This is a genomic window from Exiguobacterium sp. QJM3NY_9, assembly GCF_056173545.1.
In genome coordinates this window covers 78,853-105,840 of sequence record NZ_CM149679.1, presented here as the reverse complement: position 1 = coordinate 105,840, position 26,988 = coordinate 78,853, and the positions used below count along the sequence as shown (strand labels likewise).

Below are 26,988 nucleotides of genomic sequence, written 5' to 3'. Positions count from 1 at the left end.
TTATTTTCCGTCTGTCGTTTCGGCTTCGAGTAATTCGAACGCTTGCCCGATGAGTTCTTCAAGACGATCCCCTCCTTCTGAAAGATAAATGTAGCCTAACAATGCTTCGAACGCCGTCGCGTAGCGGTACGTATGGACATCCGTACTTTTTGGTACAGAACCGGACTTCGCATTTTTCCCACGCCGGACGACGGCTTGTTCCTCTTCTGTCAGTGTTCCCTGATTGAGCCAATGTGTAACGACGGTCGCCTGTGCTTGCGCCCGGACATACTGGACCGCCGCTTTATGCAACTCGCCTGGTTTGACGAAACCACGGTCAAGTAGTCGCTCTCTTACATGCATCTCATAGACGACGTCTCCCATATAGGCGAGCGCGAGCGCGTTCAATTGTTTATAGTTCTTCATCCGCGCTTCCACCGCATCCCTTGCGCTGTATCTTCAAGCAAGATGCCCTGGTCGCGTAACTGATCGCGGATTTCATCTGCCCGTCCGAAATCACGATTTTTCCGTGCTTCGTTTCGTTCTGTGATCAACTGTTCGACTTCTTCGTCGAGCAGTCCGCGGTCGACCGTCAACGTTACACCTAATACGCCCGACAATTCATTGAAAACGGTCAGGAAGCGCTCAAGAACTTCTTTTGACACTTGTGCTTCTGCAAGATAAAGATTTGCTTCTTTCGATAAATCGAACAAATCCGTTACAGCATTCGCTGTATTGAAGTCATCATCCATCGACGTGATGAAATGTTGCTTGATGCCTTCAATCCGCTTTAACCATTTTTCGTTTGCCGTTCCGAGATCTGCCGTCATCGCGAGACGATGCTCGACGTTTGCGACCGACTCCCGAATTCGCGCGAGACCGTTGACCGCTTGATCAATCAGCTCACGGCTGTAGTTGATCGGATGACGATACTGAACAGACAGCATGAAGAAGCGTAAGACCATTGGATCGACGACTTGAATCGCTTCATGGACCGTCAAAAAGTTTCCGAGTGATTTCGACATCTTCTCGTTTTCGATGTTGACGAATCCATTGTGCATCCAGTAGTTCGCGAATTTTTGAGAATTGCATGCTTCCGACTGGGCAATTTCATTTTCATGGTGCGGGAATTTCAAGTCTTGTCCACCGGCATGGATATCAATCGTATCGCCAAGGTATTTCTTTGCCATCGCCGAGCACTCGATGTGCCAGCCCGGACGTCCTTCACCCCATGGACTTGTCCAAGACGGTTCGTCCGGCTTAACGGCTTTCCAAAGAACGAAATCGAGTGGATCTTCTTTTTTCTCGCCGACTTCAATCCGCGCGCCCGATTGTAATTCATCAATCGATTGCTGACTCAACTGACCATACGTCTCAAAACTCCGTGTCCGGAAGTAGACATCTCCGCCTGAAGCATAGGCATTTCCTTTTTCAACGAGAACTTTGATGAAGTCGATGATATCATCCATCGTCTCCGTAACGAGCGGATGGACGTCCGCTTGTTGCACGTTCAAAGCGCCAGTATCTGCATGATACGCGGCAATGAAACGTTTCGTTAAGTCATGATAATCTTCACCGAGTTCATTTGCCGTCCGAATGATTTTATCATCGACATCCGTAAAGTTCGAGACGTACTGAACCTCATAACCGCGGTACGTAAAGTAGCGGCGGACTGTATCGAAGACGATTGCCGGGCGGGCATTACCAATGTGGATATAGTTATAGACGGTCGGTCCACAGACGTACATCTTGACCTTACCTTCTTCTAACGGTTTAAATGGTTCCTTTTTTCCGGTCATGCTGTTGTAGAGTTGTATCATTCCGAAGTCCTCCTTTGATTCGTTCAATTTCCCGTTTTAGTTCATCGATTTCAATTTCAATCCGTTCCTGGCACTCACTAACAGGATCCGGTAGACGGTGATCGAGAGGGGCCTCGACTTTCATTCCGTCCTGGATGACGACACGTCCCGGAATCCCGACGACGGTTGCGTTAGCAGGGACGTCTTTCAGGACGACTGAGCTTGCCCCGATTTTTGATGCATCGCCGACCGAAATATCACCGAGTACACGTGCTCCGGCTGAAACGAGCACGCCATTACCGAGCGTCGGATGACGTTTGCCCGTCTCTTTGCCCGTCCCGCCGAGCGTCACGCCTTGAAAAATCGTCACATCGTCGCCGATGATGGCTGTTTCTCCGATGACGACACCCATCCCATGGTCGATGAAGAAGCGACGACCAATCGTCGCACCCGGATGAATTTCGATCCCTGTCAAGAAGCGGCTGAACTGTGAAATGCTTCGCCCCAGTAACTTTAAGTTCAACTTCCATAACCGATGGGCTACACGGTGCATCCAAATCGCATGTAAGCCGGGGTACGTCAAGATGACTTCAATGCTACTGCGTGCAGACGGGTCTTGGTTGAATACATTGCGAATGTCTTCTCGTATACGTGTCATGTTCAATCTCCTCTCCATAAGAAAAAGCGCCCCCGTGCATCGCTGCACAGAGACGCTAATTAGCGCGGTCCCACTCTGTTTGGACGAATCACTCGTCCCTCTCCGTGTCCGTTAACGCCGGAGATACGTCTACGCCTACTCTCACTGATTTCGGGTAGCACTCAGAGGGGCATTTCATGGCAATTTTCTTCAAGCTCTCGCACCACACAAGCTTGTCTCTGGAGAAGAAACATTGACACTACTTTCCTCATCTACGCTTTATTTATACGTCTAGTCGCGCAAGTACGCGGTCTTTTCCTAATAGTTGAATCGTATTCGGAAGTTCTGGACCATGTGTTTGTCCCGTCGTTGCGACGCGGATTGGCATGAACAGATTTTTTCCTTTTTGACCGGTTGCTTTTTGTGTTGCCTTAATCGATGCTTTGATCGCTTCCGGCGTCCACTCTTCAAGTGTCCGCAATTGGTTCGCGAATTCAGCTAAGACGGTCGGAACCGTTTCGCCACTCAAGACAGTGTTTGCTTCTTCATCATACACCACTTCATCTTCAAAAAACATCTCTGAAAGCTCAACGACTTCCGCTCCGTGTGTCATCTGCTCACGGTAAAGTCCGACGAGGTTCTTCGCCCAGTCGAGTTCTTCTGCTGACGGCTCGTTTGAGACGCGTCCTGCTGCTTGAAGGAATGGAAGACTCGCTTCGAATACTTCTTCGAACGATTGATGTTTCATGTACTGTCCATTGATCCAAGCGAGTTTTTGTTGATCGAAAACAGCTGGACTCTTCGACAGGCGGGACGCATCAAAGATTTCGATGAATTCTTCTTTCGTAAAGATTTCTTGTTCTCCGACCGGCGACCAACCAAGCAACGTCACGAAGTTAAGTAACGCTTCCGGGAGATACCCGAGGTCTTTATACTGCTCGATGTACTGAATGATTGATTGATCACGTTTCGACAGTTTTTTATGCTCTTCGTTGACGATGAGCGTCATGTGACCAAATGTTGGATACTCCCAACCGAACGCATCATAAATCATCATCTGTTTCGGTGTATTCGAGATATGGTCGTCTCCACGTAAGACATGGCTGATTGCCATCAAGTGATCATCGACAACAACGGCGAAGTTATACGTCGGGATTCCGTCTTTTTTGACGATGACCCAGTCCCCGAAGTCTTTTGATTCAAACGATACGTCTTCTTTGACGATATCGTTCCACGTATATGTCACGCTTTCCGGTACACGAATCCGAATCGATGGTGTCCGTCCTTCCGCGACGAATGCGTCTTCTTGTTCTTGCGATAAATCTCGGTGTGCACCTGAATAACGCGGTGCTTCACCACGTGCGATTTGTGCTTCACGTTCCGCCTCAAGTTCTTCCGAGGTCATGTAGCAACGGTAGGCGAGTCCTTTTTCAAGTAACTCGTCTGTGTATTTTTGATAAAGATCAAGCCGTTCCATTTGGAAGTAAGGACCGTAATCGCCACCGCGGCCTGGACCTTCATCCCAATCGATTCCGAGCCACTCGAGGTACTTCATCTGACTTTCAACGCCACCATCAATGTTTCGTTTTTGGTCCGTATCCTCAATCCGTAAAATCATTTTCCCGCCCGCATGACGTGCGAACAAATAGTTGAATAAAGCCGTCCGTGCATTCCCAATATGAAGGTGCCCGGTCGGACTTGGTGCATAACGTACACGTACTTCTGCCATTGCCGATCACTCCTTTAGTCTCAAATTCGCTTAATTAGTATACCTTATTCTTCGATTCGTTTCAGCAGAATCACAGCTTGGCACGCAATTCCTTCTTCACGCCCTGTAAACCCGAGCCATTCAGTCGTCGTCGCTTTGACATTGATCTGCTCGATGTCCGCTTCAAGCAGTTCCGCAATCCGCGCACGCATCGTATCGATGTACGGGCGTAATTTAGGCGCTTGCGCGATGACGGTCGCGTCTAAGTTACTCAATTCATATCCTTTACGTTTGACGAGTGCATAGACATGTTCGAGCAGTTTAGCGGAGTCCGCATCTTTGAACTCAGGATCGGTGTCCGGAAAATGTTTTCCGATATCCCCTTCTGCAATCGCTCCGAGTGCTGCATCCGCAATCGTATGGAGCAAGACGTCCGCATCCGAGTGACCGAGTAATCCTTTCGTATGTGGGATTTCAATCCCACCTAAAATGAGTTTCCGATCTTCTGCGAATGCATGTACATCAAAACCTTGTCCAATTCGAATCATCGTTATTTCCCTCGTTTCATTAGGATCGCTTCACCAAACCATAAATCATCCGGTGTCGTCACTTTAATATTTTCATACTGACCGGTGACGAGCGTCACCTTTCCTCCGTCCCATTCTATCAAACTTGCATCATCTGTACCTAAATAGTGTTCTGCTGCTTTTTGATGGACGGTTCGGATCGTGTCGAGGTCGAAGGCTTGCGGCGTTTGAGCTGCCATCAGTTCGTCACGCGGAACCGTTTCGACGATCGTCTCTCCGATGATCCGTTTGACCGTATCTTTGACCGGGACGGCGAGAATCGCTGCTTTGTGCTCGACTGCCGCCGCGACGACGGCATGAATCGCTGTCTGTTCGATGAATGGCCGGGCGCCGTCATGAATCAACACGATCCCGGGTGCTTCGATGACTTCCAGTCCGCGTAAGACACTTTCTTGTCGCTCCCGTCCTCCGGCAACAAGGCGTACAGGCGTTGCGTATCGGTCCGTCACTTGCTCAAACCAGACTTGTTCCGCCGGATTGATGGCAAGAATGATTTCTTCACATAAGGGATCGGCTTCAAACACATCGAGTGTCCACTCAATGATTGAACGGTCCCGTAACAGCAGCATCAGTTTATTACGATCTGCGCCCATTCTTTTTCCGGCACCAGCTGCCGGAATGACGACGCGGTATGTCTGTTCTATCACTGCATTCCCTCTTTTCTCATAAGTAAAGACTGCCACAGTTGTGGCAGTCCCTTATTTTTCTTGTGGCTTCGCAAAAATCATCCGTCCAGCAGACGTCTGAAGGACACTCGTCACGACAACACCAATCGTTTTCGAAATCAAGTGTTTACCACCTTCGACGACGACCATCGTACCATCTTCGAGGTAGGCAATCCCTTGCTTTTGCTCTTTTCCTTCTTTGATGACAAGCACCATCATCTCTTCACCCGGAATCACAACTTGCTTGACGGCATTTGCTAAATCATTGATGTTCAAGACGGGTACGTTCCGGACTTCACACACTTTATTCAAGTTGTAATCGTTCGTAACGACAATCCCTTTCATCAACTCTGCCAGCTTAATCAGTTTGATGTCGACTTCTGGTACCTCCTCGAAGTCACCATCATAAATTTCGACTTCCATACCGGGGATTGATTGGAGTTCTTTTAAGACGTCAAGCCCCCGGCGTCCACGATTTCGCTTTAATGTATCCGATGAATCGGCGATGTATTGAAGTTCCCCAATCACGAATTGCGGAACAATCAGTTTCCCTTCGACAAATCCGGTCTTCGCGATATCTGTGATCCGTCCATCGATGATAACACTCGTATCGAGTACTTTACTGTTTGATTTTGCGACAACAACGGGTTCCGGTGTCGACTTTTTATCCGAGTTACTACTGTTTGACCGTAAAAAGATTTTCGTCAACTCATGCCGTTTGCGATATCCGACCGTAAAGCCGAGGTATCCGAATAAGGCAGTCGCGAAAATGGTTAAGACATTACTAAGCAGCGGAATCCCGACAAGTTCGATCAACATGCTGACGAGAAATGCCATCACGAGACCTAGCAAGAGACCAAATGTTCCAAAGAATAAATCTGCAGCGGGCGCCTTTACTAGTTTTTCTTCTAAAAATCGGAGAAGTCGAATAACCGCATCCGTAATGAATAATCCAATTAATAAAAATATGAGTGCACCAATCGTTCCGGTTACGTATGTCGTCATCAACCATTCCGGGAAAGTCATCCCTGTCGCCGCTTCAATTAATTGAAATAACTGGGGCAATAACAAGACACCAAGCGCAAGACCGAGTAACGCGAAAAAGATTCGAATGATGATTTTCAATCTTCCCACCTCCTTCTATTATTTTAAGTTCATTGTAACATGTATTTATTTGAATCACCTACGCCTTAAGGTGGGGAAACTGTTTACATATCCATTACAGCCTCCCCATCTTTTCCTGCATTTCAGGCGTTTAAAACGGGATGGTTTCGCGTAACGCTTCGTCAACACTTTCGACACCGATGACCGTGATGCCGTCCGGATAGGTCCATCCCCCGAGATTGTTTTTCGGAATGATGGCTCGTGTGAATCCGAGCTTCGCAGCTTCTGCGACGCGTTGCTCAATCCGTGAGACGCGCCGGACTTCTCCCGTTAAACCGACTTCGCCAATGACGACGTCTGTCGGACGTGTCGGCTTGTCGCGAAAACTCGAGGCAATCGCGACACAGACTGCGAGGTCGATCGCTGGTTCATCTAACTTGACGCCACCAGCTGCTTTCAAATAGGCATCTTGTGTCTGGAGCAGTAAACCAGATCGTTTCTCAAGCACTGCCATCAGCAAGGCCACTTTGTTTTGGTCAATCCCTGTTGCCATACGGCGTGGATTACCGAATGATGTCGGTGAAATCAGGGCTTGTAACTCAACGAGAACAGTCCGTGTCCCCTCCATCGAAGCAACGATTGTCGAACCCGATACACCGGACGTCCGCTCCTCGAGGAAGATTTCCGATGGATTCAAGACTTCTTCTAAACCAGACTCCCGCATTTCAAAGATTCCAATCTCGTTCGTCGAACCAAACCGGTTTTTGACGGCACGGAGGATCCGGAACGTATGGTGACGTTCCCCTTCGAAGTACAGGACGGCATCGACCATGTGTTCGAGTAAACGAGGTCCGGCAATCGAACCTTGTTTCGTGACGTGACCGACGATAAAGATGGCAATGCCGCGACTCTTCGCGATTTTCATCAGCATCGCCGTACATTCACGCACTTGCGTGACGCTACCAGGGGCCGACTGAACCTCATCGATATAGACCGTTTGAATCGAGTCGATGATTAAAAAGCCTGGTTTTTCTTCGTCGACGACCCGCTCAATCATATTCATGTCCGTTTCACTGAGCACGAATAAGTCTTGAGTCGGTAAACCGAGCCGTTCAGCGCGGAGTTTCGTCTGTTTGAGCGATTCCTCGCCTGAGATATAGAGGACTTTTTCGCCGCGTTGTGCAAGGCGGGCACTTGTCTGTAACAGAATCGTCGATTTCCCAATCCCCGGGTCACCTCCGACGAGGACCATCGATCCGGGCACAATCCCGCCGCCGAGCACACGGTCAAATTCACTACTCCCCGTGAAGACACGACTTTCTTCTTGTGAGACGATATTTGCGAGGCGTTCCGGTTTCAATTGTTTCGTCGTCGTATGGACAAAAGCGGAACCGCGTCGTGCTTTCTTCTCCTCGACGACTTCTTCGACCATCGTATTCCATTCCCCACAGCCGGAGCAGCGTCCCATCCATTTCGGTGACTCCGTCCCACAGCTTTGGCAAACAAATTTCGTCTTCATTTTAGCCACTCTGTTCATCCTTTCTCTATCCAAGAAAAAGCCCAGCTTTCGCTTCGTACTTGCGAAAGCTGGACCCTGTTGATCACTTATTCTGTCGTTGCCGGTTCCACTTGGTGGCGGCGGACGATGAATTCATCGTTTTCTACATCAAGTGCAACACGTTCTCCTTTTTGAATGTCTCCCGCAAGCAATGCTTCCGACAAACGATCCTCAGCTTCTCGTTGAAGTGCACGACGGATTGGGCGAGCTCCGTATTCTGGGTCGTATCCGATGTCGGCAATCTTCGAAAGCGCGGCAGGTGTCAATTCAAAGTGAACCTGTTGTTCCGCAAGGCGTTTTTCGAGAGTCTTCGCCATGAGTTTGACGATCTCTTCGATGTGTTTTTTCTCAAGTGAGTGGAAGACGATCGTTTCGTCAATCCGGTTCAAGAACTCTGGACGGAAGGCTCTTTTCAACTCATCCATGACTTTCCCCTTCATGTCTTTGTATTCGCGGTCCGTATCGTCCGACACTGCGAACCCGACGTACTTGTTCCGTTTAAGGGCACTTGCACCGACGTTCGACGTCATGACGATGATCGTATTACGGAAATCGACTGTCCGGCCTTTTGAATCCGTAAGACGTCCATCATCGAGCACTTGAAGCAAGATGTTGAAGACTTCAGGGTGAGCTTTTTCAATTTCATCAAGCAAAATGACGGAGTATGGTTTACGGCGTACTTTTTCAGTCAATTGACCGCCTTCTTCATACCCGACATACCCTGGAGGTGAGCCGACGAGACGGCTTGTCGCATGTTTCTCCATGTATTCTGACATGTCGATTCGGATGATGGCATCCTCGTCACCAAACATCGATTCTGCGACGGCACGGGCAAGTTCCGTTTTACCGACACCCGTTGGACCGAGGAAGATGAATGAACCGATTGGACGTTTAGGATCTTTAAGTCCAGCACGTGCGCGACGGATTGCTTTTGAGATTGATTTGACCGCTTCATTTTGACCGATGACCCGACTATGAAGAATTTCTTCGAGACGGAGCAAACGATCGGTTTCTTCTTCAGCGATTTTCGTTACCGGTACGCCCGTCCAGCTCGCGACGACCTGCGCGATATCATCTTTTGTGACTTCAAGCTTCTCATTGCCTTGTTTGTTCTGCCATTCTTCTTTTAAGCGCTCGAGCTCATCGCGAAGTTTTTGCTCTGTGTCGCGTAAGCTTGCTGCTTTTTCGAATTCTTGGCTTTGGACGGCTTCGTCTTTATCTTTTCGGATACCTTCAAGTTTTGCTTCGACTTCTTTTAAGTTCGGTGGTGCTGTATATGAACGAAGACGAACTTTTGAAGCCGCTTCGTCAATCAAGTCGATTGCTTTATCCGGTAGGAAACGGTCCGAGATGTAACGGTCAGAAAGCGTCACCGCTTCTTGAATCGCTTCATCCGTGATCGTGACACGGTGGTGGGCTTCATAACGGTCACGAAGACCAAACAAGATTTGTGTTGCTTCGTTCGCTGTTGGTTCAGCGACTTGAATTGGTTGGAAACGACGCTCAAGCGCTGCATCTTTTTCGATATATTTACGGTATTCGTCAAGTGTCGTCGCACCGATACATTGGAGTTCACCACGCGCAAGCGATGGTTTTAAAATGTTCGACGCATCGATTGCGCCTTCTGCTCCACCTGCACCAATCAATGTGTGCAATTCGTCGATGAAGAGAATGATGTTTCCAGCTTGACGGATTTCATCCATGACCTTTTTCAAACGGTCTTCGAACTCACCACGGTATTTCGTCCCGGCGACGAGCGTCCCCATGTCGAGAACCATGACGCGTTTATTCCGTAACGTTTCCGGCACTTCATTGTTGATGATTTGTTGGGCGAGTCCTTCGACGACAGCTGTTTTACCAACACCTGGCTCCCCAATCAAAACCGGGTTGTTTTTCGTCCGACGACTCAAGACTTCGATGACACGTTGAATTTCTTTTGCGCGTCCGATGACTGGGTCGAGACGTGTCTCACGTGCTTGTTGCGTCAAGTCGCGTGCCAAGCCATCTAGCGTTGGCGTCGCGACGCCTGAGCCTGCTTGTGATGCGTTAGCTGTCGTTTCGCTGTTCCCAAGCAGTTGCAATACTTGCTGACGTGCTTTAGAGAGACTGATTCCAAGGTTGTTCAAGACACGTGCCGCGACACCTTCTCCTTCACGAATCAAGCCGAGTAAGAGGTGCTCCGTGCCGACATACGAATGACCGAGCTTACGTGCTTCATCCATCGAAAGTTCGATGACTTTTTTTGCACGTGGTGTATAGTGAATCGTCGTCGCACCATCTTGTCCACGACCGATCAATGCTTCGACTTCCATTTGAATTTTATCTGAACTGAGTCCGAGTGCTGTTAAAGCTTTCGCAGCAATCCCGTCTCCTTCACGTACAAGCCCGAGTAAAATATGTTCTGTCCCGATATTATGGTGTCCGAGTCGTACCGCTTCTTCCTGTGCAAGTGCGAGTACGCGTTGGGCACGTTCTGTGAATCGTCCAAACATCATTACGCAAAACCTCCTTGTGTGTGATCCCTGTGTTTCTGTTCGGTTAACATCTGACGAATCACATTCGCTCGCTCGATGTCCCGTTCTCTTGTTGTTAATTGATTCCCGAAATGCTTTTGTAGAAAACCTGTTTGTAAGGATACAAGTAAATGATGGAACACATTCGGTGCGAGATTGACAGCTAGTCCTAGCCCATCTGCTAAGCGAACATCGGATAGACGTTCCGTTGCTTCTCGTGCCGTAATTAAACGGGCGGATGTTAAAATGCCATACGACCGGTATAACCGGTCTTCTAGTTCTTCTTGATACATCTCCAATAATCCTTTTCTTGCGGCCTGTTCTGCCTCAATTAATGCTTCAACAGCAAAAAGATAATCCGTAATCAACATATCTTCACTCGCTCCAAGAGTCCGTTGATTCGACAGTTGAAACATCCGCCCAGAGGCGTCGCTGCCTTCACCATACCGGCCACGAATCGCAAAACCAAGCTGTCTCAAGTGTTTGACGTATCCTTGAATCTGATTCGTCAAGACAAGTCCAGGTAGATGTAGCATGACAGAAGCGCGAAGTCCTGTCCCGACATTGCTTGGACAGGTCGTCAAATAACCGAGTGTATCATCAAAGGCAATCTTAAAACGTTCACTAATCAATTGATCGACTTGTTTCGCGATCCGAAAAGCTTCTTCGAGTTGTAGACCCGGAAACAATGTTTGAATCCGGAAATGATCTTCTTCATTCACCATGACGCTAATCTGTTCATCTTCACTAATAAACAATCCCGTCCGTGGATGGGATGCAAGTGCGGGACTGATTAAATGTTTTTCCACTAAAGCAGTCCGTGTCAGCGCATCCGCCTGGTCGACCCGTCCAAATCGGAATCCTTTTAGTCCACTCAACTGGCGTTCCGTTTCATCAATCAGTTCATTCGCCTCTTTTTCCGACAGCATCGTCGAGAACGGATATTGCATCGCATTTCGAGCTAAACGAATCCGTGTCGAGACGACGATGTCATCATAAGGGGCTTGTTGATTCATTTTTTCACTTAAAGGATGCGTCAATAATTCTTTAAACATGGCGCAAATCCTCCTCGACGCTAACAATCTGTTGTTTAATCAGTTCAGCTTCTTCGTAATCTTCTGACAAGACCTTCCGATTGAGTTGTTCTTTTAACCGGCTTAACTGTTGCTTCAAACGCTTTTCGACTGATTCTTCATCAGCGCGTGATCCATAATGTTTGGAGTGGCCATGCTGGAATTGACGGACCATTCCATCGACTTCATCCTTAAATACGGTGTAACACGTCGCACAACCAACTTTTCTCAAATGCAACAACTGTTGTCGTGTCATACCACAAGAAGGACACGTTGTACCTTGATACTCGCGCGCAAGCTCTCGGACACATACAGAACATAAAACACGCTCTGCTCCTTCCGTTTCTTGTGGAAGTTTGACACGTACGATTGCCTCGCGCTTTAAACAACGTTGACATCGCATATGGCATTCCTCCAATGCTACAATCGCTTGATGGTTTGGAGAAGTGATTGCATCAGATGCGCTCGCATCCGGTGTTGATCTTCTACATCCATCGGTAGACTTTCTTTTCGTAACAACGCTTGGATGATAATCGCTTCACGTCGCGTTAATAATTGTTCATTCATTAATCGAATCAAATAATCTTCAGCAGCCTGTTCGGTTAATTGATCACCGACCCAGGCACTCATCTCGTCTAAGAGATCGTGACTATCTAGCAAAACGATTTTCTGAATCCGGATATACCCTCCACCACCACGCTTACTTTCGACAAAATAGCCTTTTTCGACTGTAAAACGTGTGTTGATGACATAATTGATTTGGGAAGGGACACAATCAAAACGCTGGGCAATTTCTTGACGTTTGATTTCAACTTTTGTTTCATCATTTAAGATTTGTTTTAAATAGGCTTCGATGATATCTGTGATGTTTTGCATGGGCACCACCTCTCTGACCATCTTTGACTATTGTTTGATTTAATAGTAATCATCTTAAAAGTGAATTGCAAATAATTTAACTCTAAATGAACATACACAAAAAGACCGACCTGCAAGATGCAGATCGGTCTTTTTCAATTGCCTGGCAACGTCCTATCCTCACAGGGGGAAGCCCCCAACTACTTTCGGCGTTCAAGTGCTTAACTTCCGTGTTCGGCATGGGAACGGGTGTGACCACTTGGCTATCGTCACCAGACGACGGGCTCGCGCCCTCAAAACTGAAGTCATCAACAATCATCTGCTAGAACAAGGCCTCGACCGATTAGTATCACTCAGCTCCGCATGTCACCATGCTTCCACCCGTGACCTATCTACCTCATCGTCTCTGAGGGGTCTTTCTTGATTACTCAAAGGGAAATCTCATCTTGGAGGGGGCTTCATGCTTAGATGCTTTCAGCATTTATCCCGTCCGCACGTAGCTACCCAGCGATGCTCCTGGCGGAACAACTGGTACACCAGCGGTGCGTCCATCCCGGTCCTCTCGTACTAAGGACAGCTCTCCTCAAATTTCCTGCGCCCACGACGGATAGGGACCGAACTGTCTCACGACGTTCTGAACCCAGCTCGCGTACCGCTTTAATGGGCGAACAGCCCAACCCTTGGGACCTACTCCAGCCCCAGGATGCGATGAGCCGACATCGAGGTGCCAAACCTCCCCGTCGATGTGGACTCTTGGGGGAGATCAGCCTGTTATCCCCAGGGTAGCTTTTATCCGTTGAGCGATGGCCCTTCCATGCGGAACCACCGGATCACTAAGCCCGACTTTCGTCCCTGCTCGACTTGTAGGTCTCGCAGTCAAGCTCCCTTCTGCCTTTGCGCTCTACGAATGATTTCCAACCATTCTGAGGGAACCTTTGGGCGCCTCCGTTACTGTTTAGGAGGCGACCGCCCCAGTCAAACTACCCGCCTGACACGGTCCTCCAGCCGGATTACGGCTGCGAGTTAGAGACTCTATGCATGAAGGGCGGTATCCCAAGGGTGACTCCTCCGAAGCTGGCGCTCCGGTCTCGACGTCTCCCGCCTATCCTGTACATCATGCACAAAGCCTCAATATCAGGCTGTAGTAAAGCTCCATGGGGTCTTTCCGTCCTGTCGCGGGTAACCTGCATCTTCACAGGTACTATGATTTCACCGGGTCTCTCGTTGAGACAGTGCCCAAATCGTTACGCCTTTCGTGCGGGTCGGAACTTACCCGACAAGGAATTTCGCTACCTTAGGACCGTTATAGTTACGGCCGCCGTTTACTGGGGCTTCGGTTCAAAGCTTCGCTTGCGCTAACCCATCCCCTTAACCTTCCAGCACCGGGCAGGCGTCAGCCCCTATACGTCATCTTGCGATTTAGCAGAGACCTGTGTTTTTGCTAAACAGTCGTTTGGGCCTATTCACTGCGGCTCTACTCATGTAGAGCGTCCCTTCTCCCGAAGTTACGGGACCATTTTGCCGAGTTCCTTAACGAGAGTTATCCCGCGCGTCTTAGAATTCTCATCCCGCCTACCTGTGTCGGTTTACGGTACTGGCACCTTCCACCTCACTAGAGGCTTTTCTTGGCAGTGTGAAATCGTGACCTTCGTCCCTAGGGGACTCCGCGTCGTTCCTCGATCTTGATGCCTGACGGATTTGCCAATCAGACAATCTCGAAACTTACACATGCACTTCCATCCGCATGCGTCACTATCCTCCTGCGTCCCCCCATTGTTCAAACGGTGGATCGGTGGTACAGGAATATCAACCTGTTATCCATCGCCTACGCCTTTCGGCCTCGGCTTAGGTCCAGACTAACCCTGAGCGGACGAGCCTTCCTCAGGAAACCTTGGGCTTTCGACGGAGGGGATTCTCACCCCTCTTTTCGCTACTCACACCGGCATTCTCACTTCCAAACGCTCCACTGCTCCTTCCAGTACAGCTTCACAGCGGTTTGGAACGCTCCCCTACCATTCCTTACGGAATCCGCAGCTTCGGTGGTATGTTTAGCCCCGTTACATTTTCGGCGCGGCGCCACTCGACTAGTGAGCTATTACGCACTCTTTGAATGGTGGCTGCTTCTAAGCCAACATCCTAGCTGTCTAGGCAGCGCCACATCCTTTTCCACTTAACATACACTTTGGGACCTTAGCTGGCGGTCTGGGCTGTTTCCCTCTTGACTACGGATCTTATCACTCGCAGTCTGACTCCCGAGTATAAGTTGCCGGCATTCGGAGTTTAACTGAATTCGGTAACCCTGTGGGGGCCCCTAGTCCAATCAGTGCTCTACCTCCGGAACTCTCAACCTCGAGGCTAGCCCTAAAGCTATTTCGGGGAGAACCAGCTATCTCCAGGTTCGATTGGCATTTCACCGCTACCCACACCTCATCCCCGCACTTTTCAACGTGCGTGGGTTCGGACCTCCAGTCAGTGTTACCTGACCTTCATCCTGGACATGGGTAGATCACCTGGTTTCGGGTCTACGACAACGCACTATGGCGCCCTATTCAGACTCGCTTTCGCTACGGCTCCGCCTCATCAGCTTAACCTCGCGCGCTATCGTAACTCGCCGGTTCATTCTACAAAAGGCACGCCATCACCCATTAACGGGCTCTGACTACTTGTAGGCATACGGTTTCAGGATCTATTTCACTCCCCTTCCGGGGTGCTTTTCACCTTTCCCTCACGGTACTGGTTCACTATCGGTCACTAGGGAGTATTTAGCCTTGGGAGATGGTCCTCCCGGATTCCGACGGGGTTTCACGTGTCCCGCCGTACTCAGGATCCACTCTGGAGGGAAAACAGTTTCAGCTACAGGGCTGTCACCTTCTTCGGCCGACCTTTCCAGGTCATTCACCTACTGTCTTCCTTTTTGACTCCGTATAGAGTGTCCTACAACCCCGGAGAGCATGCTCTCCGGTTTGGGCTGTTCCCGTTTCGCTCGCCGCTACTCAGGGAATCGCATTTGCTTTCTCTTCCTCCGGGTACTTAGATGTTTCAGTTCCCCGGGTCTGCCTCACGCTACGCTATGTATTCACGTAACATGTCCCATCCCATTACGGATGGTGGGTTCCCCCATTCGGAAATCCTCGGATCAAAGCATACTTACTGCTCCCCGAAGCATATCGCTGTTCGTCGCGTCCTTCATCGGCTCCTAGTGCCAAGGCATCCACCGTACGCCCTTCATACCTTGATCTAGCATTTTGGTATTCTAAGAACACACGTCTAATGACATGGTTATAAAAAATTTGATGTCTTGTTGATGTCTTCAGTTTTCAAGGTGCGAGTGTCTCTATCGAGACTAGAGAGACGAGCTCTCAAAACTGAACGATGGGCATGTCCCTTACGGGACGTTTTCCTTAGAAAGGAGGTGATCCAGCCGCACCTTCCGATACGGCTACCTTGTTACGACTTCACCCCAATCATCTACCCCACCTTCGACGGCTGGCTCCTTACGGTTACCTCACCGGCTTCGGGTGTTGCAAACTCTCGTGGTGTGACGGGCGGTGTGTACAAGACCCGGGAACGTATTCACCGCAGTATGCTGACCTGCGATTACTAGCGATTCCGACTTCATGCAGGCGAGTTGCAGCCTGCAATCCGAACTGGGAACGGCTTTCTGGGATTGGCTCCACCTCGCGGTCTCGCTGCCCTTTGTACCGTCCATTGTAGCACGTGTGTAGCCCAACTCATAAGGGGCATGATGATTTGACGTCATCCCCACCTTCCTCCGGTTTGTCACCGGCAGTCTCCCTAGAGTGCCCAACTAAATGCTGGCAACTAAGGATAGGGGTTGCGCTCGTTGCGGGACTTAACCCAACATCTCACGACACGAGCTGACGACAACCATGCACCACCTGTCACCCTTGTCCCCGAAGGGAAAACTTGATCTCTCAAGCGGTCAAGGGGATGTCAAGAGTTGGTAAGGTTCTTCGCGTTGCTTCGAATTAAACCACATGCTCCACCGCTTGTGCGGGTCCCCGTCAATTCCTTTGAGTTTCAGCCTTGCGGCCGTACTCCCCAGGCGGAGTGCTTAATGCGTTAGCTTCAGCACTGAGGGGCGGAAACCCCCCAACACCTAGCACTCATCGTTTACGGCGTGGACTACCAGGGTATCTAATCCTGTTTGCTCCCCACGCTTTCGCGCCTCAGCGTCAGTTACAGACCAAAGAGTCGCCTTCGCCACTGGTGTTCCTCCACATCTCTACGCATTTCACCGCTACACATGGAATTCCACTCTTCTCTTCTGTACTCAAGCCTTCCAGTTTCCAATGACCCTCCCCGGTTGAGCCGGGGGCTTTCACATCAGACTTAAAAGGCCGCCTGCGCGCGCTTTACGCCCAATAATTCCGGACAACGCTTGCCACCTACGTATTACCGCGGCTGCTGGCACGTAGTTAGCCGTGGCTTTCTCGCAAGGTACCGTCAGGATACGAGCATTACCTCTCGTATCTGTTCTTCCCTTACAACAGAGTTTTACGATCCGAAAACCTTCATCACTCACGCGGCGTTGCTCCATCAGACTTTCGTCCATTGTGGAAGATTCCCTACTGCTGCCTCCCGTAGGAGTCTGGGCCGTGTCTCAGTCCCAGTGTGGCCGATCACCCTCTCAGGTCGGCTATGCATCGTCGCCTTGGTAGGCCATTACCCCACCAACTAGCTAATGCACCGCAAGGCCATCTCAAGGTGACGCCGAAGCGCCTTTCATCATCGGACCATGCGGTCCGAAGAACTATCCGGTATTAGCTCCGATTTCTCGGAGTTATCCCAATCCTTGAGGCAGGTTCCTTACGTGTTACTCACCCGTCCGCCGCTCATTCCACTCGCTTCCCTCCGAAGAGTTCCGCGAGCTTCCTGCGCTCGACTTGCATGTATTAGGCACGCCGCCAGCGTTCGTCCTGAGCCAGGATCAAACTCTCCATAAAGTGTTTGACTTGCTCGTTTTTGTGACTAAAAGTCACGTTGACGAAGCTTGCGCTTCATTCATTGTTTGTATCCGAAGATACGTTTTTGCCTCATCGTTCAGTTTTCAAAGTTCGTCAAAGATAAAATTTGGTGGAGCCTAGCGGGATCGAACCGCTGACCTCCTGCGTGCAAGGCAGGCGCTCTCCCAGCTGAGCTAAGGCCCCATTAAAGGGATTAAATTGAAGATGGTCGGGAAGACAGGATTCGAACCTGCGACCCCTTGGTCCCAAACCAAGTGCTCTACCAAGCTGAGCTACTTCCCGAAAAAGTGCACCCTGAGAGATTCGAACTCCCGACCCCTTGATTCGTAGTCAAGTACTCTATCCAGCTGAGCTAAGGGTGCGGGGTATAATGGATCAAACAGTTATTAAAATTAAAAATGGTACCGAGGGCCGGAATCGAACCGGCACGGGGAAACCCCCGCAGGATTTTAAGTCCTGTGCGTCTACCAGTTCCGCCACCCCGGCAGGGTTTTAAAGGTAGAACCTAAATTCTAAATCAGAATCTTCGGTGATATTCAAATGAAAATGGTGCCGGCAACAGGAGTCGAACCCGCGACCTACTGATTACAAGTCAGTTGCTCTACCAGCTGAGCTACACCGGCAAGTGTAAATAAAAATGGTGGAGGATGACGGGATCGAACCGCCGACCCTCTGCTTGTAAGGCAGATGCTCTCCCAGCTGAGCTAATCCTCCATATGTACGCCTGGCAGCGTCCTATCCTCACAGGGGGAAGCCCCCAACTACTTTCGGCGTTCAAGTGCTTAACTTCCGTGTTCGGCATGGGAACGGGTGTGACCACTTGGCTATCGCCACCAGACATCTATTATCTTAACATTATGTTTCCATAACGTCAAGCACTTTTTTTGAAAGGCTCGCGCCCTCAAAACTGAAGTCATCAACAATCATCTGCTAGAACAAGGCCTCGACCGATTAGTATCACTCAGCTCCGCATGTCACCATGCTTCCACCCGTGACCTATCTACCTCATCGTCTCTGAGGGGTCTTTCTTGATTACTCAAAGGGAAATCTCATCTTGGAGGGGGCTTCATGCTTAGATGCTTTCAGCATTTATCCCGTCCGCACGTAGCTACCCAGCGATGCTCCTGGCGGAACAACTGGTACACCAGCGGTGCGTCCATCCCGGTCCTCTCGTACTAAGGACAGCTCTCCTCAAATTTCCTGCGCCCACGACGGATAGGGACCGAACTGTCTCACGACGTTCTGAACCCAGCTCGCGTACCGCTTTAATGGGCGAACAGCCCAACCCTTGGGACCTACTCCAGCCCCAGGATGCGATGAGCCGACATCGAGGTGCCAAACCTCCCCGTCGATGTGGACTCTTGGGGGAGATCAGCCTGTTATCCCCAGGGTAGCTTTTATCCGTTGAGCGATGGCCCTTCCATGCGGAACCACCGGATCACTAAGCCCGACTTTCGTCCCTGCTCGACTTGTAGGTCTCGCAGTCAAGCTCCCTTCTGCCTTTGCGCTCTACGAATGATTTCCAACCATTCTGAGGGAACCTTTGGGCGCCTCCGTTACTGTTTAGGAGGCGACCGCCCCAGTCAAACTACCCGCCTGACACGGTCCTCCAGCCGGATTACGGCTGCGAGTTAGAGACTCTATGCATGAAGGGCGGTATCCCAAGGGTGACTCCTCCGAAGCTGGCGCTCCGGTCTCGACGTCTCCCGCCTATCCTGTACATCATGCACAAAGCCTCAATATCAGGCTGTAGTAAAGCTCCATGGGGTCTTTCCGTCCTGTCGCGGGTAACCTGCATCTTCACAGGTACTATGATTTCACCGGGTCTCTCGTTGAGACAGTGCCCAAATCGTTACGCCTTTCGTGCGGGTCGGAACTTACCCGACAAGGAATTTCGCTACCTTAGGACCGTTATAGTTACGGCCGCCGTTTACTGGGGCTTCGGTTCAAAGCTTCGCTTGCGCTAACCCATCCCCTTAACCTTCCAGCACCGGGCAGGCGTCAGCCCCTATACGTCATCTTGCGATTTAGCAGAGACCTGTGTTTTTGCTAAACAGTCGTTTGGGCCTATTCACTGCGGCTCTACTCATGTAGAGCGTCCCTTCTCCCGAAGTTACGGGACCATTTTGCCGAGTTCCTTAACGAGAGTTATCCCGCGCGTCTTAGAATTCTCATCCCGCCTACCTGTGTCGGTTTACGGTACTGGCACCTTCCACCTCACTAGAGGCTTTTCTTGGCAGTGTGAAATCGTGACCTTCGTCCCTAGGGGACTCCGCGTCGTTCCTCGATCTTGATGCCTGACGGATTTGCCAATCAGACAATCTCGAAACTTACACATGCACTTCCATCCGCATGCGTCACTATCCTCCTGCGTCCCCCCATTGTTCAAACGGTGGATCGGTGGTACAGGAATATCAACCTGTTATCCATCGCCTACGCCTTTCGGCCTCGGCTTAGGTCCAGACTAACCCTGAGCGGACGAGCCTTCCTCAGGAAACCTTGGGCTTTCGACGGAGGGGATTCTCACCCCTCTTTTCGCTACTCACACCGGCATTCTCACTTCCAAACGCTCCACTGCTCCTTCCAGTACAGCTTCACAGCGGTTTGGAACGCTCCCCTACCATTCCTTACGGAATCCGCAGCTTCGGTGGTATGTTTAGCCCCGTTACATTTTCGGCGCGGCGCCACTCGACTAGTGAGCTATTACGCACTCTTTGAATGGTGGCTGCTTCTAAGCCAACATCCTAGCTGTCTAGGCAGCGCCACATCCTTTTCCACTTAACATACACTTTGGGACCTTAGCTGGCGGTCTGGGCTGTTTCCCTCTTGACTACGGATCTTATCACTCGCAGTCTGACTCCCGAGTATAAGTTGCCGGCATTCGGAGTTTAACTGAATTCGGTAACCCTGTGGGGGCCCCTAGTCCAATCAGTGCTCTACCTCCGGAACTCTCAACCTCGAGGCTAGCCCTAAAGCTATTTCGGGGAGAACCAGCTATCTCCAGGTTCGATTGGCATTTCACCGCTACCCACACCTCATCCCCGCACTTTTCAACGTGCGTGGGTTCGGACCTCCAGTCAGTGTTACCTGACCTTCATCCTGGACATGGGTAGATCACCTGGTTTCGGGTCTACGACAACGCACTATGGCGCCCTATTCAGACTCGCTTTCGCTACGGCTCCGCCTCATCAGCTTAACCTCGCGCGCTATCGTAACTCGCCGGTTCATTCTACAAAAGGCACGCCATCACCCATTAACGGGCTCTGACTACTTGTAGGCATACGGTTTCAGGATCTATTTCACTCCCCTTCCGGGGTGCTTTTCACCTTTCCCTCACGGTACTGGTTCACTATCGGTCACTAGGGAGTATTTAGCCTTGGGAGATGGTCCTCCCGGATTCCGACGGGGTTTCACGTGTCCCGCCGTACTCAGGATCCACTCTGGAGGGAAAACAGTTTCAGCTACAGGGCTGTCACCTTCTTCGGCCGACCTTTCCAGGTCATTCACCTACTGTCTTCCTTTTTGACTCCGTATAGAGTGTCCTACAACCCCGGAGAGCATGCTCTCCGGTTTGGGCTGTTCCCGTTTCGCTCGCCGCTACTCAGGGAATCGCATTTGCTTTCTCTTCCTCCGGGTACTTAGATGTTTCAGTTCCCCGGGTCTGCCTCACGCTACGCTATGTATTCACGTAACATGTCCCATCCCATTACGGATGGTGGGTTCCCCCATTCGGAAATCCTCGGATCAAAGCATACTTACTGCTCCCCGAAGCATATCGCTGTTCGTCGCGTCCTTCATCGGCTCCTAGTGCCAAGGCATCCACCGTACGCCCTTCATACCTTGATCTAGCATTTTGGTATTCTAAGAACACACGTCTAATGACATGGTTATAAAAAATTTGATGTCTTGTTGATGTCTTCAGTTTTCAAGGTGCGAGTGTCTCTATCGAGACTAGAGAGACGAGCTCTCAAAACTGAACGATGGGCATGTCCCTTACGGGACGTTTTCCTTAGAAAGGAGGTGATCCAGCCGCACCTTCCGATACGGCTACCTTGTTACGACTTCACCCCAATCATCTACCCCACCTTCGACGGCTGGCTCCTTACGGTTACCTCACCGGCTTCGGGTGTTGCAAACTCTCGTGGTGTGACGGGCGGTGTGTACAAGACCCGGGAACGTATTCACCGCAGTATGCTGACCTGCGATTACTAGCGATTCCGACTTCATGCAGGCGAGTTGCAGCCTGCAATCCGAACTGGGAACGGCTTTCTGGGATTGGCTCCACCTCGCGGTCTCGCTGCCCTTTGTACCGTCCATTGTAGCACGTGTGTAGCCCAACTCATAAGGGGCATGATGATTTGACGTCATCCCCACCTTCCTCCGGTTTGTCACCGGCAGTCTCCCTAGAGTGCCCAACTAAATGCTGGCAACTAAGGATAGGGGTTGCGCTCGTTGCGGGACTTAACCCAACATCTCACGACACGAGCTGACGACAACCATGCACCACCTGTCACCCTTGTCCCCGAAGGGAAAACTTGATCTCTCAAGCGGTCAAGGGGATGTCAAGAGTTGGTAAGGTTCTTCGCGTTGCTTCGAATTAAACCACATGCTCCACCGCTTGTGCGGGTCCCCGTCAATTCCTTTGAGTTTCAGCCTTGCGGCCGTACTCCCCAGGCGGAGTGCTTAATGCGTTAGCTTCAGCACTGAGGGGCGGAAACCCCCCAACACCTAGCACTCATCGTTTACGGCGTGGACTACCAGGGTATCTAATCCTGTTTGCTCCCCACGCTTTCGCGCCTCAGCGTCAGTTACAGACCAAAGAGTCGCCTTCGCCACTGGTGTTCCTCCACATCTCTACGCATTTCACCGCTACACATGGAATTCCACTCTTCTCTTCTGTACTCAAGCCTTCCAGTTTCCAATGACCCTCCCCGGTTGAGCCGGGGGCTTTCACATCAGACTTAAAAGGCCGCCTGCGCGCGCTTTACGCCCAATAATTCCGGACAACGCTTGCCACCTACGTATTACCGCGGCTGCTGGCACGTAGTTAGCCGTGGCTTTCTCGCAAGGTACCGTCAGGATACGAGCATTACCTCTCGTATCTGTTCTTCCCTTACAACAGAGTTTTACGATCCGAAAACCTTCATCACTCACGCGGCGTTGCTCCATCAGACTTTCGTCCATTGTGGAAGATTCCCTACTGCTGCCTCCCGTAGGAGTCTGGGCCGTGTCTCAGTCCCAGTGTGGCCGATCACCCTCTCAGGTCGGCTATGCATCGTCGCCTTGGTAGGCCATTACCCCACCAACTAGCTAATGCACCGCAAGGCCATCTCAAGGTGACGCCGGAGCGCCTTTCATCATCGGACCATGCGGTCCGAAGAACTATCCGGTATTAGCTCCGATTTCTCGGAGTTATCCCAATCCTTGAGGCAGGTTCCTTACGTGTTACTCACCCGTCCGCCGCTCATTCCACTCGCTTCCCTCCGAAGAGTTCCGCGAGCTTCCTGCGCTCGACTTGCATGTATTAGGCACGCCGCCAGCGTTCGTCCTGAGCCAGGATCAAACTCTCCATAAAGTGTTTGACTTGCTCGTTTGTGTGACTAAAAGTCACGTTGACGAAGCTTGCGCTTCATTCATTGTTTGTATCCGAAGATACGTTTTTTGCCTCATCGTTCAGTTTTCAAAGTTCGTCGTGTCGTTTTCAGCGACTTTAATATCTTACCAAGTTATTAACACAATTGTCAACAACTTTTTTTGATATTTTTTTCGGTGTGTCACAACCATTTGCGGCACAAGAAATAATATACCATGGCTTTTTCGATTGTACAAGCATTTTATTAGAAAAACATTTAAAAAGATTATTTACCCGTTTTATTGCTGATTGATTCCAATTCATCATGTCTTTTCGAGCCTTCATTTTTCATAATAAAGCTCCCTCTCTACTATATATAGAAGAAAGGGAGCAAACGTGTTTGTTAGTTTTGTTGGTGGCGCATCGTTGGGAATAAGAGAACGTCACGAATCGATGGTGCATTTGTTAGCAACATGACAAGGCGATCGATTCCGATTCCAAGTCCACCCGTTGGCGGCATTCCGTATTCCAATGCTTCGATGAAATCATTATCCATCTCGTGTGCTTCGTCGTTCCCAGCTTCCTTTTCAACAAGCTGTGCTTCGAAACGTTCACGTTGGTCGATTGGATCGTTTAACTCCGTGAAGGCATTCGCATGTTCACGACGCACGATGAATAATTCGAAACGATCCGTAAAGCGTGGATCTTCTGGGTTTTTCTTCGCGAGTGGTGAAATTTCAACTGGGTGACCATAAACGAAAGTCGGTTGAACGAGTGTCTCCTCGATTTTTTGTTCGAAGAATTCATTTAAGATATGCCCCGTCGACATATGTGACTGAACTTCGATTCCGTGTTCATGGGCAAGTTCGTGGGCCCGCTCTTTCGAAATATCATCAAAGAAATTGATTCCTGTCGCTTCTTTAACGAGATCTGCCATATGGGCACGTTTCCAACCAACCGTTAAATCGATGACGTCTTCGCCATACGTAACTTTTGTTGTCCCAAGTACTTCTTGAGCGACGTGAGCAATCAGGTTTTCTGTTAAATCCATGATATCTTCATAGTCCGCATATGCCTCATACAACTCAATCATAGTGAACTCTGGGTTATGGCGTGTTGAAATTCCTTCATTCCGGAAGACACGACCAATTTCATATACTTTTTCAAGTCCACCGACGATAAGACGTTTTAGGTGCAATTCAATCGCAATTCGCATGTAAAGCGTCATATCAAGAGCATTGTGGTGCGTGATGAACGGACGCGCAGATGCTCCACCTGCGATTGTGTGTAACATCGGTGTTTCGACTTCCAAGTAGCCGAGACTATCGAGGTATTGACGGATGCCTCGAATTACTTTGCTTCGGGCGATGAATGTCTCCCGTGATTCCGTATTTGTAATGAGATCGAGGTAACGTTGACGGTACCGTTGTTCCACATCTTTTAATCCATGATATTTATCTGGAAGCGGACGAAGTGCTTTCGTCAACAATGTAAACGACGTGACATGGACTGATAACTCGCCGACGTTCGTTTTAAAGACATAACCACTGATTCCGATGATATCACCTAAATCGCATGTCTTGTAAATTTCATATGCTGCTTCTCCGACATCGTCTTTCCGGACATATAACTGAATTTGACCTGTCACATCCTGAACGTTCGTAAATCCAACTTTCCCTTTACGGCGTGTTGTCATGACACGTCCCGCAATCGTTACTTCCGGTTTTAATTCAGCTAATTCCTCTTTTTCGTTCTCGCCGTAAGCTGAACGAATGCTTGCTGTATCCGTTGACCGTTCAAAACGAGCACCGAACGGGTCGAGTCCTTGCTCACGCATCGCGTTCATCTTACCGAGACGCACCTGCATTTGATCATTCATTTCCATGTCCTGACTCACTGTATTCACTCCTTCTAAAAATTGTTCACGACGGTCTTCATCATTCTGCATCAAAAAGCTGCCGGCATGACCGACAGCACCTTGAAAAAAACCGATTCGCTCATCTTTAATGCAATTAGCGTACCATAAAACGGGTAATGCCGACTATACTTTACCTGTCACGCATGTACTGCGGTTGTTTCCAAGGTTTCGACATACTGACATAACAACTCTTGAAGACCGGCATGGGTATCAATATCGAATAAGGCTTTTCGGACTTGCCCGTTCCCACTTAATCCTTTAAGATACCACGCGACGTGGGTACGCATTTCACGAACGGCTAGTTTCTCACCCTTCAGTGCAACGAGTCGTGCCGCATGCAACAAGCAAATATCAATCTTTTCACGTGGTGTCGGCTCGGCTGGTAACGTTCCGGATTCAAGATACTGGATGGTCTGATAGAGCATCCATGGATTGCCGAGCGCCGCCCGACCAATCATCACACCATCTACCCCGATTTCATCAATCATCCGTTGCGCGTCTTGCGGCGTTTGCACATCACCGTTTCCGATGATCGGAATCTGCACTGCCCGTTTTGCTTCCCCGATGATGTTCCAGTCCGCAACGCCCTCATACTTTTGCGAACGGGTCCGCCCGTGAATGGCAACCGCCTTTGCTCCACCCGCTTCCGCTGCCCGGACATTATCGACACAATAAATATGATGACTGTCCCACCCTGTCCGCATCTTGACCGTGACGGGCTTCTCGACCGCTTGCGATACAGCATGAACCATTTCATATACTTTATCGGGATCAAGCAACCATTTTGCACCGGCATCACATTTCGTGACTTTTGGAACCGGGCATCCCATGTTGATGTCAATGATATCCGCATTCGTGTTGGCATCGACATACTGTGCCGCCTTTACGAGTGTTTCCTTCGATCCGCCGTAAATCTGCAGACTGAGCGGCTTTTCGCGTTCGTCGACATACAGCATCTCTAACGTCCGTTCATTTTCATACAAAATCCCTTTATCGCTGACCATTTCCGCACAGACGAGTCCTGCCCCGAATTCTTTTGCAATCAAACGAAACGCAGGATTGCAGACGCCCGCCATCGGTGCGAGGATGACACGATTGTTCAGTTCGACGTCACCAATCTTAAAACCTGACATGTAGCGCTCTTCCTCTCTTCTTCAATACCCTCTATTCCTTCACGATTCGTCTGACGCCCGCTCGTTCCGTTTCCGGTAGTTGCGCGTAGAGTTCCTCGACCGTCCTCTTTAAATGCGGTACCTCATATTGCGGATTCAATTCCTGCAACGGCGCGAGGACAAATGCCCGCTCTTGCATCCGTGGATGCGGCACCGTTAATCCTTCTGAATGTATATCATCTGTATTATAAAGGATGATGTCAAGGTCTAACGTTCTCGGTCCATTCTTGAACAATCGCTTCCGTCCTTCTTGACGTTCGATGCCCTGCAAGTGCTCGAGCAACACCTCCGCGGACCAACTCGTCTCAAGTTCGACGACCATGTTGTAGAATAAATCTTGATCGAGGTAACCGACAGGAACGGTCTCATAAATCGAGGAGGGGCGAATCGCTTGAATCTCCGGGTACGCCGTCATCGCTTCAATTGCAGCATGTAAGTGCCCGGCCTTATCCCCGATGTTCGACCCAAGGGCGATGTAAGCACGGTTCATGCATAATCCCCCCGAACCCGATTGATTTCTACCGCGACATGCTCATAGTGCCCTGCGATCGGTGGATCAGGTTTGATGACTTTGACGGTCGCTTCCAAAATTCGTGGATCGAGCAAAAAGACGTGTCGGACGATTCGGTCCGCGAGCGCCTCGACCAATTGAACGGCCTCCCCTTCGACAACATGTTTCGTCGCTTCATAGAGTTCCGCATAATTGACACTTTCCCGTAAATCATCCGTCTCGCCAGCGCGTGATAAATCAAGTCCGATGGATAAATCCACATTAAAGCGCTGTCCTAACTTCGTTTCTTCTGCGAACACTCCATGATAACCATAAAAACGCATCCCTGAAACGTGTATGCGATCCATCT

16 protein-coding genes, 6 tRNA genes, 6 rRNA genes and 1 other annotated feature are annotated in these 26,988 nt (G+C 50.0%); all 28 genes read right to left on the bottom strand.

The features are described 5' to 3' along the window. Entirely contained in the window at positions 1-405 is a 405-nt protein-coding gene (locus AC0VYQ_RS00575) for a Mini-ribonuclease 3 (RefSeq protein WP_214805995.1), read from the bottom strand. Further along, positions 402-1,799: a cysteine--tRNA ligase gene (gene cysS / locus AC0VYQ_RS00570; RefSeq protein WP_475403987.1), complete on the bottom strand. Its 1,398-nt coding sequence runs from the start codon at positions 1,797-1,799 to the stop codon at positions 402-404. The genes AC0VYQ_RS00575 and cysS overlap by 4 nt, the downstream gene beginning before the upstream one ends. Further along, positions 1,753-2,436 carry a serine O-acetyltransferase gene (gene cysE, locus AC0VYQ_RS00565; protein ID WP_214805997.1) on the bottom strand — a complete coding sequence of 228 codons (684 nt, stop codon included), beginning with the start codon at positions 2,434-2,436 and terminating at the stop codon, positions 1,753-1,755. Before cysE ends, cysS begins: the two co-directional genes overlap by 47 nt. Positions 2,437-2,481: 45 nt before the next feature. Then, positions 2,482-2,699, bottom strand: a binding site (T-box leader). Continuing rightward, positions 2,699-4,144, bottom strand: a complete 1,446-nt coding sequence (gene gltX, locus AC0VYQ_RS00560) for a glutamate--tRNA ligase (RefSeq protein ID WP_214767893.1) — start codon at positions 4,142-4,144, stop codon at positions 2,699-2,701. It overlaps the preceding feature by 1 nt. 44 nt (positions 4,145-4,188) lie before the next feature. Next, a complete protein-coding gene (gene ispF / locus AC0VYQ_RS00555; RefSeq protein ID WP_029332239.1) occupies positions 4,189-4,671 on the bottom strand; it encodes a 2-C-methyl-D-erythritol 2,4-cyclodiphosphate synthase in 483 nt (160 codons plus the stop codon). A gap of 2 nt (positions 4,672-4,673) precedes the next feature. Continuing rightward, complete coding sequence (gene ispD / locus AC0VYQ_RS00550) at positions 4,674-5,357, bottom strand: 2-C-methyl-D-erythritol 4-phosphate cytidylyltransferase (protein WP_088835996.1); 684 nt, start codon at positions 5,355-5,357, stop codon at positions 4,674-4,676. Between the two features lie 51 nt (positions 5,358-5,408). Next, on the bottom strand, positions 5,409-6,500 hold the full coding sequence (locus AC0VYQ_RS00545) for a PIN/TRAM domain-containing protein (RefSeq protein ID WP_475403986.1): 1,092 nt from the start codon (positions 6,498-6,500) through the stop codon (positions 5,409-5,411). 130 nt (positions 6,501-6,630) lie between these two features. After that, positions 6,631-8,007, bottom strand: coding sequence for a DNA repair protein RadA (gene radA / locus AC0VYQ_RS00540; protein WP_475403985.1), 1,377 nt, complete (start codon positions 8,005-8,007; stop codon positions 6,631-6,633). Between the two features lie 77 nt (positions 8,008-8,084). Further along, positions 8,085-10,532, bottom strand: coding sequence for an ATP-dependent protease ATP-binding subunit ClpC (clpC, locus tag AC0VYQ_RS00535; protein ID WP_029332235.1), 2,448 nt, complete (start codon positions 10,530-10,532; stop codon positions 8,085-8,087). Then, positions 10,532-11,605: a protein arginine kinase gene (locus tag AC0VYQ_RS00530; protein ID WP_214846401.1), complete on the bottom strand. Its 1,074-nt coding sequence runs from the start codon at positions 11,603-11,605 to the stop codon at positions 10,532-10,534. Before AC0VYQ_RS00530 ends, clpC begins: the two co-directional genes overlap by 1 nt. Then, positions 11,598-12,026, bottom strand: a complete 429-nt coding sequence (locus AC0VYQ_RS00525) for a hypothetical protein (RefSeq protein WP_475403984.1) — start codon at positions 12,024-12,026, stop codon at positions 11,598-11,600. The genes AC0VYQ_RS00530 and AC0VYQ_RS00525 overlap by 8 nt, the downstream gene beginning before the upstream one ends. A 17-nt stretch (positions 12,027-12,043) precedes the next feature. Further along, positions 12,044-12,499 (bottom strand): CtsR family transcriptional regulator, encoded by a 456-nt coding sequence (locus AC0VYQ_RS00520; RefSeq protein ID WP_088835991.1) that lies wholly within the window; start codon positions 12,497-12,499, stop codon positions 12,044-12,046. A 140-nt stretch (positions 12,500-12,639) separates the two neighbouring features. Then, positions 12,640-12,755 (bottom strand): 5S ribosomal RNA (gene rrf, locus AC0VYQ_RS00515). A gap of 46 nt (positions 12,756-12,801) precedes the next feature. Then, positions 12,802-15,716: ribosomal RNA gene (locus AC0VYQ_RS00510) — 23S ribosomal RNA — on the bottom strand. Between the two features lie 167 nt (positions 15,717-15,883). Further along, a 16S ribosomal RNA gene (locus AC0VYQ_RS00505) occupies positions 15,884-17,445 on the bottom strand. A gap of 128 nt (positions 17,446-17,573) precedes the next feature. Next, positions 17,574-17,649 (bottom strand) — tRNA-Ala (locus AC0VYQ_RS00500). Between the two features lie 22 nt (positions 17,650-17,671). Continuing rightward, positions 17,672-17,748 (bottom strand) — tRNA-Pro (locus tag AC0VYQ_RS00495). Positions 17,749-17,754: 6 nt separating this feature from the next. Continuing rightward, positions 17,755-17,828: transfer RNA gene (locus AC0VYQ_RS00490), tRNA-Arg, on the bottom strand. 37 nt (positions 17,829-17,865) lie between these two features. After that, positions 17,866-17,952: transfer RNA gene (locus tag AC0VYQ_RS00485), tRNA-Leu, on the bottom strand. A 61-nt stretch (positions 17,953-18,013) separates the two neighbouring features. Beyond that, positions 18,014-18,089 (bottom strand) — tRNA-Thr (locus tag AC0VYQ_RS00480). 15 nt (positions 18,090-18,104) lie between these two features. Then, positions 18,105-18,180, bottom strand: a tRNA-Val gene (locus AC0VYQ_RS00475). A gap of 8 nt (positions 18,181-18,188) precedes the next feature. Then, a 5S ribosomal RNA gene (rrf, locus tag AC0VYQ_RS00470) occupies positions 18,189-18,304 on the bottom strand. A gap of 93 nt (positions 18,305-18,397) precedes the next feature. Next, positions 18,398-21,312, bottom strand: a 23S ribosomal RNA gene (locus tag AC0VYQ_RS00465). 167 nt (positions 21,313-21,479) lie between these two features. Then, positions 21,480-23,041: ribosomal RNA gene (locus tag AC0VYQ_RS00460) — 16S ribosomal RNA — on the bottom strand. The 16S, 23S and 5S rRNA genes sit together here with 6 tRNA genes alongside, the layout of an rRNA operon. Positions 23,042-23,441: 400 nt before the next feature. Continuing rightward, positions 23,442-24,923 (bottom strand): lysine--tRNA ligase, encoded by a 1,482-nt coding sequence (gene lysS / locus AC0VYQ_RS00455; protein ID WP_157898521.1) that lies wholly within the window; start codon positions 24,921-24,923, stop codon positions 23,442-23,444. 170 nt (positions 24,924-25,093) lie between these two features. Further along, on the bottom strand, positions 25,094-26,089 hold the full coding sequence (gene dusB / locus AC0VYQ_RS00450) for a tRNA dihydrouridine synthase DusB (RefSeq protein WP_475403983.1): 996 nt from the start codon (positions 26,087-26,089) through the stop codon (positions 25,094-25,096). A 31-nt stretch (positions 26,090-26,120) separates the two neighbouring features. Beyond that, complete coding sequence (gene folK / locus AC0VYQ_RS00445) at positions 26,121-26,618, bottom strand: 2-amino-4-hydroxy-6-hydroxymethyldihydropteridine diphosphokinase (RefSeq protein WP_088835989.1); 498 nt, start codon at positions 26,616-26,618, stop codon at positions 26,121-26,123. After that, entirely contained in the window at positions 26,615-26,986 is a 372-nt protein-coding gene (folB, locus tag AC0VYQ_RS00440; protein ID WP_088835988.1) for a dihydroneopterin aldolase, read from the bottom strand. The genes folK and folB overlap by 4 nt, the downstream gene beginning before the upstream one ends. Positions 26,987-26,988: the final 2 nt, after the last annotated feature.

What these genes read in the sequence shown, in the direction of transcription:
- lysS (WP_157898521.1), bottom strand. Translation starts at nt 24,923, where the DNA reads ATGGAAATGAATGATCAAATGCAGGTGCGTCTCGGTAAGATGAACGCG.
- AC0VYQ_RS00575 (WP_214805995.1), bottom strand. Translation starts at nt 405, where the DNA reads ATGAAGAACTATAAACAATTGAACGCGCTCGCGCTCGCCTATATGGGA.
- cysS (WP_475403987.1), bottom strand. Translation starts at nt 1,799, where the DNA reads ATGATACAACTCTACAACAGCATGACCGGAAAAAAGGAACCATTTAAA.
- cysE (WP_214805997.1), bottom strand. Translation starts at nt 2,436, where the DNA reads ATGACACGTATACGAGAAGACATTCGCAATGTATTCAACCAAGACCCG.
- AC0VYQ_RS00530 (WP_214846401.1), bottom strand. Translation starts at nt 11,605, where the DNA reads ATGTTTAAAGAATTATTGACGCATCCTTTAAGTGAAAAAATGAATCAA.
- clpC (WP_029332235.1), bottom strand. Translation starts at nt 10,532, where the DNA reads ATGATGTTTGGACGATTCACAGAACGTGCCCAACGCGTACTCGCACTT.
- gltX (WP_214767893.1), bottom strand. Translation starts at nt 4,144, where the DNA reads ATGGCAGAAGTACGTGTACGTTATGCACCAAGTCCGACCGGGCACCTT.
- AC0VYQ_RS00520 (WP_088835991.1), bottom strand. Translation starts at nt 12,499, where the DNA reads ATGCAAAACATCACAGATATCATCGAAGCCTATTTAAAACAAATCTTA.
- folB (WP_088835988.1), bottom strand. Translation starts at nt 26,986, where the DNA reads ATGGATCGCATACACGTTTCAGGGATGCGTTTTTATGGTTATCATGGA.
- AC0VYQ_RS00525 (WP_475403984.1), bottom strand. Translation starts at nt 12,026, where the DNA reads ATGCGATGTCAACGTTGTTTAAAGCGCGAGGCAATCGTACGTGTCAAA.
- dusB (WP_475403983.1), bottom strand. Translation starts at nt 26,089, where the DNA reads ATGTCAGGTTTTAAGATTGGTGACGTCGAACTGAACAATCGTGTCATC.
- ispF (WP_029332239.1), bottom strand. Translation starts at nt 4,671, where the DNA reads ATGATTCGAATTGGACAAGGTTTTGATGTACATGCATTCGCAGAAGAT.
- folK (WP_088835989.1), bottom strand. Translation starts at nt 26,618, where the DNA reads ATGAACCGTGCTTACATCGCCCTTGGGTCGAACATCGGGGATAAGGCC.